Origin of the sequence: Clostridioides sp. ES-S-0001-03 (genome assembly GCF_020676075.1) — a bacterium.
Lineage (GTDB): Bacteria > Bacillota > Clostridia > Peptostreptococcales > Peptostreptococcaceae > Clostridioides.
On sequence record NZ_JACVWJ010000002.1, the window covers coordinates 657,410 to 671,447 of the forward strand.

At 27.1% G+C, this 14,038-nt stretch carries 13 protein-coding genes; 9 read left to right on the forward strand and 4 right to left on the reverse strand.

Going from position 1 to position 14,038, the window contains the following annotated elements:
• Positions 1-11 precede the first annotated feature (11 nt).
• The gene (locus IC174_RS06260) at positions 12-1,100 is read left to right on the forward strand and encodes a cysteine protease StiP family protein (protein WP_227433100.1); all 1,089 of its coding nucleotides are present in this window, start codon (positions 12-14) and stop codon (positions 1,098-1,100) included.
• Positions 1,101-1,127: 27 nt separating this feature from the next.
• Entirely contained in the window at positions 1,128-1,919 is a 792-nt protein-coding gene (locus IC174_RS06265) for an HAD family hydrolase (protein WP_227433102.1), read from the forward strand.
• Positions 1,920-2,019: 100 nt separating this feature from the next.
• Here the strand turns inward: IC174_RS06265 and IC174_RS06270 are convergent, their stop codons facing one another.
• The gene (locus IC174_RS06270; RefSeq protein WP_227482411.1) at positions 2,020-2,574 is read right to left on the reverse strand and encodes a cupin domain-containing protein; all 555 of its coding nucleotides are present in this window, start codon (positions 2,572-2,574) and stop codon (positions 2,020-2,022) included.
• Between the two features lie 197 nt (positions 2,575-2,771).
• On the opposite strand from IC174_RS06270, the gene IC174_RS06275 reads away from it, so the two are divergent.
• The 6 genes from IC174_RS06275 to IC174_RS06300 all read left to right on the forward strand — a co-directional run bounded on the left by IC174_RS06275 (position 2,772) and on the right by IC174_RS06300 (position 8,963).
• Entirely contained in the window at positions 2,772-3,974 is a 1,203-nt protein-coding gene (locus tag IC174_RS06275) for a DUF819 domain-containing protein (RefSeq protein WP_227433106.1), read from the forward strand.
• 59 nt (positions 3,975-4,033) lie between these two features.
• Entirely contained in the window at positions 4,034-5,017 is a 984-nt protein-coding gene (locus IC174_RS06280) for a dipeptidase (protein ID WP_227433108.1), read from the forward strand.
• Between the two features lie 241 nt (positions 5,018-5,258).
• Complete coding sequence (locus IC174_RS06285; protein WP_227433109.1) at positions 5,259-6,212, forward strand: ABC transporter permease; 954 nt, start codon at positions 5,259-5,261, stop codon at positions 6,210-6,212.
• Entirely contained in the window at positions 6,202-7,158 is a 957-nt protein-coding gene (locus IC174_RS06290; protein WP_227482412.1) for an iron chelate uptake ABC transporter family permease subunit, read from the forward strand. The genes IC174_RS06285 and IC174_RS06290 overlap by 11 nt, the downstream gene beginning before the upstream one ends.
• Positions 7,155-7,910: an ABC transporter ATP-binding protein gene (locus IC174_RS06295; protein WP_227433112.1), complete on the forward strand. Its 756-nt coding sequence runs from the start codon at positions 7,155-7,157 to the stop codon at positions 7,908-7,910. The genes IC174_RS06290 and IC174_RS06295 overlap by 4 nt, the downstream gene beginning before the upstream one ends.
• An 84-nt stretch (positions 7,911-7,994) precedes the next feature.
• Entirely contained in the window at positions 7,995-8,963 is a 969-nt protein-coding gene (locus IC174_RS06300; protein ID WP_227433113.1) for a siderophore ABC transporter substrate-binding protein, read from the forward strand.
• Positions 8,964-9,096: 133 nt separating this feature from the next.
• Here the strand turns inward: IC174_RS06300 and IC174_RS21355 are convergent, their stop codons facing one another.
• Entirely contained in the window at positions 9,097-9,312 is a 216-nt protein-coding gene (locus IC174_RS21355; protein WP_227482447.1) for a GntR family transcriptional regulator, read from the reverse strand.
• 984 nt (positions 9,313-10,296) lie between these two features.
• On the opposite strand from IC174_RS21355, the gene IC174_RS06310 reads away from it, so the two are divergent.
• Positions 10,297-12,159, forward strand: a complete 1,863-nt coding sequence (locus tag IC174_RS06310; protein ID WP_227482413.1) for a GGDEF domain-containing phosphodiesterase — start codon at positions 10,297-10,299, stop codon at positions 12,157-12,159.
• Positions 12,160-12,454: 295 nt separating this feature from the next.
• Here IC174_RS06310 and IC174_RS06315 read toward each other — a convergent pair whose 3' ends face one another.
• Complete coding sequence (locus IC174_RS06315; RefSeq protein WP_227433117.1) at positions 12,455-13,054, reverse strand: TerD family protein; 600 nt, start codon at positions 13,052-13,054, stop codon at positions 12,455-12,457.
• Positions 13,055-13,156: 102 nt separating this feature from the next.
• Positions 13,157-13,954: a MetQ/NlpA family ABC transporter substrate-binding protein gene (locus IC174_RS06320; RefSeq protein ID WP_227482414.1), complete on the reverse strand. Its 798-nt coding sequence runs from the start codon at positions 13,952-13,954 to the stop codon at positions 13,157-13,159.
• Positions 13,955-14,038: the final 84 nt, after the last annotated feature.

Below are 14,038 nucleotides of genomic sequence, written 5' to 3' on the forward strand. Positions count from 1 at the left end.
AGTTGAGTCATATGAGAGAATTTAGCACATATTCTAAAGATGATGTTATCTTTTTATTAAAAGATATATCAAATTTAATTGAAGAAGAAGGAAACAAAGAGAGAGAGTTAAAAATACAAAATGGTAGACATTATTCGGAAATGATACCAATAGAGTATGAGGTTAGCGAAGATTATCTGAAATTATATCATGATAAACTAGAAGAAAATAAGAATAAACTTGCATTTTCTATAGGTGTTATGTGTGAAAAGATAATTAAAAAAAATGGAAATGATGTTGTACTAGTTTCACTTGCTAGAGCAGGAACACCAATTGGTATTTTGGCAAAAAGATATCTAAAAAATAAGTATAGTTTAAATTTACCTCACTATACAATATCTATAATAAGAGATAAAGGAATAGATATGAATGCAGTTGAATATATAATAAGTAGTCATCCAAATTCAAACATACAATTTTTAGATGGATGGACTGGCAAGGGAACAATATCAAGGGAGCTAGAAAAAGCATGTGATGAGCTTAAAATTAAATTTAAAAAGAATTTTGATTCAACACTTGCTGTATTAGCTGACCCTGCTGGATATTCTGGACTTTATGGAATTAGAGAAGACTTTTTAATACCAAGTGCATGTTTAAACTCAACTGTTTCTGGATTAGTGAGTAGAACTGTGCTAAGAGAAGATTTGATTGGTAAGGATGATTTTCATGGTGCTAAGTTTTATAGCCATTTAAAGGATAAAGATGAGTCTATAAATTATATAGAAACTATAGAAGCATGTTTCAAAAACCAATTTGAAAATATATCTGATGAAGTTGAAAAATGGAAAAGTGATATTATAACTAAAGATGGTTATTTTGATGTTTTAAATATAAAGGAAAAGTACGATATAAAAGATATCAACTTTATCAAGCCAGGGGTAGGAGAAACAACAAGAGTTTTACTTAGGAGAGTTCCATATAAGATACTTGTTAAAGACTTAAATGATAAATCTTTAGAGCATATATTTATTTTGGCAAAAGAAAAAAATGTTGAAGTTGAGAAAATAGATTTAAAAGCTTACAAGTGTTGTGGCATAATAAAGAATATGAAAGATGTTTAGAAAATATATTTGACAGGAGAATGCTGAATGATTGTTTTTTCAGACTTAGACAGGAGTATTATTTACTCTGATAAATTTTTAAATACTAATAAGAGATATACCAATATAGAAATCTATAAAGAGAAAGAAATCTCTTATATATCTTTAAATACTATAAATTTAATAAAACAAATACAGTACTATGGTATGTTTGTACCAACTACTACTAGAACAATAGAGCAGTTTAAGCGTATAGAATTTAATAAATATGGTATTTACTTTCCATGGAGTATAACTTCAAATGGAGGAGTTATACTTAAAGATAATGAAATATTGAAATCATGGAGTGAAAAGATAGACAAATTAAAATCTGACTATGAGCCTATTGAAAGCATGGTAGATAAATTTAAAATTTATTTGAATGTAGAAGGAATAACTAATTTTAAAGTTGCAGAGGATACATTTTTTTATATAGTTGTAGATTTTAAAAAATTTAATTTAGATTCAATTAGGGAGTATATAAATATATTAGAATCAAAAAATTGGAGATTGTATGTGAGTGGTAGAAAAATTTATTTTATACCAAAAGAAATCTCAAAAGAAAATGCCATAGAATATTTAACCAAAGAATTAGGAATAGAAAGTTTTTATGCAATTGGGGATTCTATTATGGATTATGGGATGCTCGATATTTCAAATAAAGCTTATGTATTGAAGCATGGTGATATAAATAAAAATGAAATAAAAAACACATTTATATCAAGTAAATTTGATGGAATGAGTGGAACTGAGGAAATATTATCTGAAATTTTAGATGAAAGTTGTCTACTCAATATATAACCAATAAACTAGAAAAGTCTGAAATAAATTAGGATAAAATTTATCATACTAATTTATTTCAGATTTTTATTAATTTATATTTAAACAAGAGCTGCATATATTAAAATGAAGGTGGAGTCATTGCCCAGACGGAAATACATTCATCATCATCACAGTTTTCATATATATGTGGTATAGTGCTGTTAAAATAAAAACTGTCACCCTCCTCTAATAGATACTCTTTATTACCAAGTGTTATTTTCATTTTTCCTTTTATTATGTATCCGCATTCCTCTCCTTCATGTGTAACAAATTCATTACTTTTTTTTGTATGTCCATTTAATGTGACAAGTATAAATTCTATTTTTTTTCCAATTAAATTAGGAACAAGAAGCTCGTAAAATTTTGTAGAATCGTTAGTTACTATTTTCTTTCGATTGTTTTTCTTTACTACTATATTAGAATTATCCTTCCCAATATCATCAAAAAAATAACCTATGTTTACATCAAGCGTTTTTGATATTTTCCACATTGCTATAATTGATGGAACAACCATATTACGTTCAATTTGACTTATTAAACCTGTACTTAAACCAGACTCTTTTGCTAAGGTAGCTATACTTATATTTTTAGATTTTCTAAGAGCTCTAATTTTGCTTCCAACATCTATGTCCATTAGATAAAAACCCCCCTCAAACATGATTATAACATATATAGTTTTCAAAATTAATAAAATAAAATAAAAGTTATATAATGAATGTATTTACATCGTTATATTGAATTTTCTGAAAAGATGAATTATAATAGTATTAATATTCAATATATTGAATATTAATATTGATATTTTAATTTAATGAAATGGAGGCGGTTGAGATGAGGAGTTTTGTAAGTCCTGATAATATTTGGGTATTGTGGGCAATTGTAACTGGATGGGCAGCATTTAGTATTTATTTAGAGCAAAAGTATAGTTGGGCATCAAAAATATCAGGAGCAATAATAGCTCTTGTAGGAGCAATGTTATTATCAAATCTAAATATTATACCAGTAGAGTCTGTTGTATATGACCAAGTCTGGGGTTATGTTGTCCCTTTAGCCATAGCTTTGTTGTTATATCAATGTAATATCAAAAAGATATGGAAAGAGAGTGGAAGATTACTTGTAATATTTCTTGTAGGTTCTATAGGAACTGTACTTGGAGCTATGATTGGATTCTTGGCATTAAAAAATGCAGTACCAGATTTAAATATTGTTGCAGCCATGATGACAGGTTCTTATATAGGTGGAAATGTAAACTTTGCAGCTATGTCAGGAGCATTTGATGCACCTGGAGAATTGGTATCAGCAACTGTTGTAGCAGATAATCTTTTGATGGCATTATATTTCTTTGTTTTAATAGCTATTCCATCTATTGGATTTTTTAGAAAACATTTTAAACATCCACATGTAGATGAGATGGAAAGCATAGGTGTAAATGAAGGCGAAACAATAGCAGCAAATTATTGGGGAAGAAAAGAAATATCTTTAAAAGATATAGCAATAGCCATTGGTAGTGCTTTTATAATAGTTGCAGTATCAGTAGAATTGTCAGGTTGGTTTAAAGCTATAATACCAACATCAAATCCATTTTTAGCAATGTTAAATACTTTATTTGGCAATCAATATCTAATAATAACTACTTTAACTATGATGTTTGCTACCTTTATGCCTAATTTCTTTAGTGATATAAAAGGAGCGCAAGAGCTGGGCACATTTTTAATCTACATTTTCTTTGTTGTAGTAGGTGTTCCTGCTTCAATCCCATTAATAATTCAAAAATCACCATTATTACTTTTATATTGTGGAATAATGGTACTTATAAACATGCTAGTTACATTTACAGTTGCCAAAATATTTAAGTTTAGCTTGGAAGAAGCTATTCTTGCATCTAATGCAAATATTGGTGGACCTACAACAGCAGCAGCTATGGCAATATCAAAAGGGTGGTCTAAGTTAGTAGGGCCAATACTTATAGTTGGAACATTTGGTTATATAGTTGGTAATTATTTTGGTCTTTTGGTAGGAAATATTTTAATATAAGTTTTGTAAAGAGTGAAAAACAAACGTTTGAAAAAGATTTTATTTAATTGGAGGTTGTCATGATTTTTGATGGACATTCAGATACTTGGTCAGATGTAACGATAAGAAGAATTAATGGAGAGAAAGATGTATTTAGAAGAATCCATCTTGAAAATTTTAAAAAAGCAAACATTGAAGGGGCTATTTTTGTAATATGGATAGACCCACCATATGATAAAAAGCCTGAAAAGAGAGTTAAGCAGATAATAGAATGTGTAAAAGAAGAAATTGAAGATATGAAGGATATTGTAAACATAGTAAAAAAATATTCTGATATAAATAAAGGTCTAAATGAGAATAAAATAAATATTTTAATTGGTCTTGAAGGTTTAAGCCATGTTGGAAAAAATTTAGACTTAATCGAATATTATTATAAAGAAGTTGGAGCTAGACATGCATCATTAACTTGGAATGAGCAGAATGAACTTGCTACAGGGTGTTTAGGAGATGAAAACAGAGGCTTAACTGCAATAGGAAAAAAAGCAGTAGATAAGTTAGAACAATTAGGTATGCTAATAGATGTATCACATCTAAATGAAAAATCATTTTGGGATTTGATGTCAGTTGTAAGTAAACCAGTTATAGCATCTCATTCTAATGTTAAGAATCTATGTGATGTAAAAAGAAATCTTACAGATAATCAATTAAAAGAAATTTCAAAAACAGGTGGATTAGTGGGAATAAATAGCTTTAGAGCATTTACCAATATTAATCCTAAGAAGCAAGATTTAATACATTTAGTTGACCATATAGATTATATGGTGAATCTTATAGGTATAGAGCATGTATCTTTTGGTTTTGATTTTAGCGATTATCTAGGAGAAGAGACTATAGGTTCTTTTACTGAAGAAAATTCCAAAAATCCAAGTGTAGATGGGCTTAAAAGTACATATGAAGCTAAGAATATAATAGTAGAGCTTGAAAAAAGAGGATATAAAAAAAGTGATATAAATCTAATATCTAGTGGAAACTTTTATAGAGTGTTTAAAGAGATACTAAAGTAAGATAGTAATTAAATTAGGTGTAGAAAATACTATATTTAATAAGAAGCATTCATATATATAGATTTATATATGAGATATGGGTTAGATTAAATTTAAATGTTACTAGAATTTTTAATTCTAGTAACATTTTTTATATAAAAAAACAAATATATATATATATTGACAATGATAATTATTATTGATAAAATGTAAAAAGAAATGATAATAATTATCATTTTTAGTAAAAAATTAAGGAGGGAGAATGAAAAAGAGATATTTAATTATAGGAATAATAATTTTATCTTATTTTTCCTTATTTATAGGAGCAGAAGATATAAACATAATGCATATATTTGCAAAAAATCAGCATAAACTTATGATATTTGTCATGAGTAGAATACCAAGATTAATAAGTATATTAATTGCAGGTATAGGAATGAGTATAGCAGGCCTTATAATGCAACAGATAAGTAAAAATAAATTTGTATCGCCTACTACAGGAGCAACAATAGATGCGGCTCAATTTGGTATAGTAATTTGTATGCTTTTAATACCAAGTGCATCGATTTTCACGAAGACCATAATAGCATTTATATTTTCTCTTATAGGAACATTTATGTTCATGAAAATAATAAGGAAGTTACAGTTTAAAAGTATAATATTCGTGCCATTAGTAGGTATAATGTTTGGAAATATAATAGGTTCTATGACTGATTTTATTTCATATAAATATGATTTGAGTCAAAATGTAAGTTCTTGGATGCAAGGTGACTTTTCTATGATACTTAAAGGAAATTATGAAATATTATACATAACAATACCTCTCATAATAGTAGCATATATTTATGCAAATAGATTTACTGTTGTTGGGATGGGGATGGATTTTGCAACTAACCTAGGTCTAAGTTATAAAAAAGTCGTTAATATAGGTTTAATAATAGTAGCTCTTGTTACAGTATGTGTAGTTGTTACTGCTGGTAATATACCTTTTATAGGTCTAATAGTTCCTAATATTGTATCTCTGTATATGGGTGACAATATAAGAGATAGTATATGGCATACGGGATTATTTGGGGCACTATTTGTACTTATATGTGATATTTTTGGAAGGCTTATCATTTATCCATATGAAATATCTATAGGGCTTACAGTTGGTGTTATAGGAAGTATACTATTCCTTTACTTAATACTAAGGAGGAATATAAATGAAGCTTAGTCTTAATAAAAAAATTTACTTAGTGACTGCATTACTCTTGATATCAATGGTACTTTTTTTAACCTATGGAATAGATATGAATAATCTAGATTATGCATTATCACAAAGAATACCAAAAATACTTGCAATGATACTTGGAGGAGGATGTATAGCATTTACTACAGTAGTATTTCAAACAATTACTAACAATCAGATATTAACACCAAGTGTGCTAGGGTTAGATTCCTTATATGTAATGATTCAAACTATAATAGTATTTATATTTGGAGCAACCAGTAATCTCATTACAAATGAAAATTATAATTTTATCATTAATGTTACTATAATGATTGTAGCTTCAATGTTATTGTATAGAGCATTGTTTGAAAGAAAAGAAAATAATATTTTCTTTTTAATCCTAGTAGGAATGGTATTTGGAACTCTATTTAAAAGTGCAACAACATTTATTCAAGTAATGATAGACCCTAATGAATTTCTAGCACTACAAACTAGCATAATGGCTAGTCTAAATAATATAAATACAAATGTATTGTTAATTGCATTTATAATAGTTATTGCAACAATACCTTTTATATATGATGATATAAAATATTTAGATGTACTATCATTAGGTAGAGAGCAAGCAATTAATTTAGGTGTAGATTTTGATAAAGTAGTAAAAAAAATGATAATCCTAATAGCAATTTTAGTTTCAGTATCAACAGCACTTATTGGACCTATGACATTTTTAGGTCTTTTACTAGCCAACATAGCTAGAGAAGTTTTTAAAACATATAAACATACCTATTTAATTTTAGGTTCTATATTGCTAGGAATGATTACGTTAATAATAGGTCAATTTTTTATACAACATATATTCAAATTTGATACAACATTAAGTGTAGTAATAAATTTTATAGGAGGAATTTACTTTATCCAATTATTATTAAAGGGGGCAAATAGATGATAGAAATAAAAAATATATTTAAAAAATATAAAAATAAAAATGTTGTAGATAATGTTTCTTTTAATATAGAAAAAGGAAAAATAACATCTTTTATAGGTCCAAATGGGGCTGGTAAAAGCACTGTGTTATCAATAGTAACAAGACTTATAGGAGGTGATAGTGGAGAAGTATTGATAGAAGGAAAAAGCTTGAGTTCTTACAACAATAAAGAACTTGCAAAAAAAATAGCTATACTTAAACAATCTAATAATATAACTTTAAAACTCACAATAAGAGAATTAGTTGGCTTTGGAAGATTTCCATACAGTGAAGGAAATTTAACTCAAGAGGATGAAAAATATATTAATGAAGCAATAGAGTATATGAAATTAACTGATATACAAGACAAATATTTGGATGAATTAAGTGGAGGTCAAAGACAAAGAGCTTATATAGCAATGGTAATAGCCCAAAATACGGAGTACATATTACTTGATGAACCACTTAACAATTTGGATATGAATCATTCAGTACAAATGATGAAGGTACTTAGAAGTCTTTGTGATGAGTTAGGTAAGACTATAGTGTTGGTCATGCATGATATAAATTTTGCTTCATGCTATTCAGATAATATAGTTGCACTTAAAAATGGAAAAATTGAAAAGGTAGGTCGTACAGATGAAATAGTTAATGAAAAAGTTTTAGGAGATATTTACGAAATGAACTTTGACATTAAGCATATAAATGGAAATAGAATATGTGTTTATTTTTAAAACACTATAGATAAAAATCTATGAATTTTCTAATCAAAATTTAAACTAAGACAAGTATTAATAAAAAATGAGGGAGACATTAAGATGAATAAAAAAGCAGCAATAATAGCAACCGTGGCTATAGTAGGATTAGTAGCAGTATTTGCATTAGGTGGGAGTAAAAAAAGTGATAAGAAAACATTAGATGCTTCAAATGCTACTATAAAAATAACTCATAGCTTAGGAGAAACAGATGTAAAGTTGAAGCCTAAAAAAGTAGTAGTATTTGATTATTCAGCACTAGATACAATGGATGCACTAGGTGTAAGTGAGAGTTTAGTAGGACTTCCAAAATCAAGCTTACCAGTATCTTTAGAAAAGTATAAAGATGAAAAATATGCAGATTTAGGTGGATTAAAAGAACCAGATTTAGAAAGTATAAAATCAACAAATCCAGATTTAATCATAATAAATGGAAGACAAGAAGATTTTTATGAGCAATTATCTAAGATTGCACCAACAATAAGTACAAGCAAAGATGATAAGAAGTATTTAGAATCTGTCAAAAATAATATAAATAAAATAGCTAAAATATTTGGAGTAGAAGAGAAGGCTAATCAAGAATTTGCTAAAATTGAAAAGAAAATAGAAGTTTTAAATAAAAAAGTAACAGAAAAAGACTTAAATGCTTTAACTCTTATGGTAAATGAGGGAAATTTAAGTGTATTTGGTGAAGAGTCTAGATTTAGCATATTATATAATAGTTTTGGATTTAAGAATAAAGATAAAAATATAAAGGAATCAAGTCATGGTCAAAATATTACTTTTGAATATGTAGCTAAACAAAATCCAGATATTATGTTTGTTATAGATAGAGGTATAGCTACTGGTAGTGATGTGAAAGCTGGTTTAACAGCTAAATCTGTTCTAAACAATGACGTAATAAAGTCTATGGATGCTTATAAAAATGATAATATAATATACTTAGATGCACCAACATGGTATGTAAATGATGGTGGTCTTACATCTTTAAATAAGATGATAGATGATGCTTCAAAAGCAGTTAATAAATAAGTCTATTTTTTATGGCAAATGTGCTTTATATAATGATTATGTAATCAGCCACCTTAAAGTGGCTGATTTTTTATGATTTAAATACTTCTGTGGACGAGTTTTGTAGACTTGTATAAATCTATAACAGTTTCCTTTATTGCTGAAAAGTAATTAATTGAATACTTTTTTGAATTTCTTCATCTTGTTTAAAGATGATAATAGAAGTTAGTTTAACTCTAATTGAAATATATCCAGCACCTTGCATTCGTGATAGAGCAGTACGAGCTGTTTGTGGTGCAACTCTAAATTGCTTGCAAATTGTTTCAATAGATGGTAGAGTTTGCCCTTTTTTATAATGTCCAAATAATATACTCTATACATAGTATTCATAAATTAAATAATACAAGCCATATTCGTGTTTCAAAGTATTTACACTTCCTATTATTATACAACTTATTTGATGAATCTTATTTTATCATTCTATGTTTAAGGTTTAAGAAAACTAGCTAGAACTTGCGGTTTATTAGTTATTTTGATACAATTAATCTAATACATACATGAACAAGGTTATGTTATTATATTAATAATTCAATGGATATATATTTATTATATAATCTCTCAGGAGTGGTTTAAATATTAGAATAAAATCTTCTAAAAAAACGTTTTTCTATTTTTGTTACTAATTATTGATTTTATCCGTATAAAACCTCCAGCATATGCACTAAAGAAAGAATGTAGAAATTGATTAAACAGACCCTTATTTCTCAACTAGTTTACATAAAAAATACTTTGCACAACAAAACTTGAAAAACATTTACAAGTGTATGGACTTATGAGTGATTATTTTATTAAGTATGATTATAAAAAACACATTGATATTTTCAATACCACCTACAAAGGAGAATGAACAACCTAGATTAATAACAATGAAAAAAAGGAAAAAGGTCACAATAGATTTTAGATTGCAGATTTTGAATAAAAATAAACAAACATTAAACTTGCAATAGCTATTATGATTATAGTATTTATATAGGTTCTAAAGTTTGTTAACAGAAACTAAACCTAGACCTATTGGAAAATTTGAAAAAATGATGATTTACAAAAATATGCAATGTCAAAAATAAACTATGTAGAATAAAATCTTCTATATTTTAAGTAATAAGAGAGTTTTATTAAGGTTTAATACACGTTATTTGAGAAAATGATTATACAATATTTTACTAAGTTGGTTATTAAAAATGTTTAGAAAATTTATTGAAGAAATCATATTAATTATTTATAACATATAAAAACCTAGTTAGCATAATTGTAGAATATCTGATAAACGTGAAAACATAGGGGATAGAGGTATTTTATGAAGAGATTTTTAAAGATAACTATCTTAGTTTTATTTGTTTTATTAATTTCTATAAGTTACATTTCTGTTCAATTAATTCACAACATTGGAGATTATGGAAAGTTGATTAATTATGTTGGTATTGTTCGTGGAGCGAGTCAACGTCTAACTAAATTAGAAATGAATTTTCAACCAAATGATGAACTAGTAGAATATATCGATGAAATTTTACATGAATTAAATACAGGACATGGAAAATATGGTCTAGTAGTCACTGATTGTAAAAAATATAACGAGTATTTATCTTTATTAGAAAGAAAATGGGAAAATTTAAATATTGAAATTAAAAAAGTAAGGATGGAAGAAGATAGTAGTCAGTTACTACAAACAAGTGAAGAATTTTTTAAGATTGCAAATGACACAGTATTTGAGATAGAACATTATTCGAAAGAAAAAAGCGATTACTTAATGACTTTAATAATTATAATATCAATTGTAGGTATAGTAGCATGGATTATATTGATTATGCAGTACAATAGAAGATTAATTAGACTTGAAAAATTAAATGTAGATTTAAAAAATATTGCATATAAAGATGAACTTACAGGAGCAAATACTATAGACAAGTTTAAGTTGGATGCAGAACAGTATATTTATAAACATAAAGACAAGAAATTTGCTATATTTTATATCGATTTTGAAAATTTTAAGTATATCAATGATATATTTGGATACGATTATGGGGACATGATATTAAAACGCTATTCTAATTTCATGATGGATGATATTGGAAAATATGAAACATTTGCAAGAGAGATTGCAGATAGATTTGTTGCATTAAGATGTTATGTAGATAAGGAAGCTTTACTAAGAAGACAACAAATTGTAGATGATAAGTTGATTAACATTACAGATGAAATTAAAAATAAATATAGTATTACTATTGTCAGTGGAATTTGTTGTATTGAAGATGTGAATGAAAAATTAAATATAGATGACTTGATAAATCGTGCAAATTTTGCACAAAAGACTGTCAAGAATAAACCTGGTACTAAGTATGCTTTCTATAATGAAAATATTCGCAAAAAAATGATTGAAGAAAATACCATTAAGAGTAGAATACATGAAGCACTCGATAGAAGAGAATTTGTTGTTTATTTTCAACCTAAAGTTAATTTACATAATCAAAAAATAGATTGTGCAGAAGCTTTAGTACGTTGGATGACACCAGACAAATGTGTGATATCTCCAGCGATATTTATTCCAATATTAGAAAAGGAATTTTTTATTAGCTTAGTAGACCAATATGTATTTGAAGAGGTATGCAGATGGATTAGAAAGAGATTAGATGAAAATGAACAAGTTGTTCCCATCTCAGTTAATGTTTCTAAGATTCAATTTTATAATGCTAAGTTTGTAGAAACTTATTCGCGTATACAAAATAAATATAATATACCTAAAAATACTATAGAAATTGAATTTACAGAAAGTGTTGCTTTTGAAAATCAAGAGCATCTTTTAGAAATTGTACATGACCTACATGAAAGTGGCTTTACTTGTTCTTTGGATGATTTTGGAAAAGGATACTCATCTCTAAGTGTTTTGAAGGATTTACCATTTGATGTTTTAAAGCTTGACTCAATGTTTTTTAAAGAAAGTTTAAATAAAGAAAAAGAGAAGATAGTAATAAAAAATATTATACATATGATAAAAGAGTTAAATATTATAACTGTTGCTGAAGGTATTGAATATAAAGAACAGGTTGAGTTTCTTAAAGAGATTGGGTGTGATTTGGTTCAAGGATTTGTCTTTTATAAACCAATGCCAATATTAGACTTTGAAAAAATATTAGATGAAGAAACTGTTTATAGTTTACAATAGTTAAAGTATATTTTAATATATACTAATCTAATAAAGTGCTTATAATATAAGTGCTTTATTAATTTTGTTAACTATTTAAAATGTACAGTGATACAAATATTGAGAATAACATCAATACATAATATACAACTTTATTTAAATAATTACATGAAAACTATAAATTCTTATAAGGTTTTATGTGAGGTGTAAATAATATAGAGTTATGTTTTAGAGAAGATGAACTTATTGATAGTGTTGATGGCGAATACATAAATAAAGACTATAAGTAGATTTACTTATAGTCTCTTAAACATTGTTATTTTTTCCCTGCAACCCATTTTAAGCCCCAGTTAAATTCATTATCCATTTCTCTATGTCCTTTAAAGTACTTAACTACCTTTTCAACACTAAATGTTTCATCATTTACATTTTCTATTAATGCTATTGAACACATATTATAGCCATTTTTATGCTCATCAAGCTTAACCACTAAATCAGAATCTTGTTTTTGTTTAATAGTTACAACTCCGTCAGCTTCTGACCAATTAGCCACACCTTCATAAATAAAAGCATAAATCAATATTCTTTTTATTTCTTTTATCTTGTTACCATTGATTCTTATATTTTCGCCTTGTGTATTGCTTCCTGTTCGGTCATCTCCATCTAGTTGAGCAAAAGGAGGATGTTCTAAATTGCCAAAAGAATTGCCTAACGCTTGAACAGCACCTTTTACACCATTTTTCATTTCAAACAAGCAACCTAAATCTAAATCTATATTACTATTTCTTAGAGCTCCAAAAAAGCCCTTTTTTTGTACTTTTTGATTCCAATTTAAATTAACTAAAATCTCACCTAAATCGGTATTTTCTTTTTTTGTAAGATTTATTTTTTGTCCTTTTTTCAATTCTATAGCCATAGTAATCTTCCTCCACAAACATAGATTTACTTAAATGGTAGCACTTAACAAGTCAACATTCAACAAGATTACAATAATAATATTAAAATTATACTAATTCTACTAAAAAACAGGAATTACAATTCCTTTGTATTTTTCTTTAATTAAGTTTCTTGCTTTATCTGATGTAAGAACTTCTTGTAGAACTTTAATTTTTTCACTATCTTTATCTTCACTTCTAAATGCTAAAAGATTAGCATATTCATCATTTACTGGTGCTGTGTAGATTCCATTTTTCTTAGCATCAAGACCAGCAGGTACTGCGTAAGTAGTGTCTATAAATGCAGCAGTTACATCTGGAAGAGAAGATGGTATTTGAGCAATATCTAATTCTTTGAATTGTATGCCCTTTGGATTTTCAATTATATCTTTAGGACTAACTAAATTATTTTCTTTAGGTAAAGTTAAAAGTCCTATACTTTCAAGATATCTAAGGTCTTTAGAACAAGAAGATGGATTGTTGCTTATTGCAATTGTATCTCCCTTTTTAAATTCATCAACAGATTTTATTTTGTAAGAGTAAAGTATCGCTGGGCATACATATAGTTTAGTTCCTGCCATTATTTTATAACCTTTAGCTTTAACAGCTTCTTTTAGATAAGGTTCATGTTGAAATAGATTTGCATCAATTTCGCCATTATTTAAAGCTTCATTTGGAAGTATGTAATCGTCAAAGTTCTTAACTTCTAAAGTATAACCTTTTTCTTCAATCAGTGGTTTTAGTTCCTCTAACAACTCTCCACCTGGAACTAAAGTAGCACCAACAACAATTTTTTTATCGTCTTTAGATTTTGAACATCCAACTACAGATAAAGTAAATACTAGACATAATAACAAACTTAATAATTTTTTGAATTTCATAAAAATTCCCTCCTGAATATAATTGATTAGTTAAAAATAAAATACCCTCTTTTTATCACATTGTGAAAATAAAATAAGCCTGAG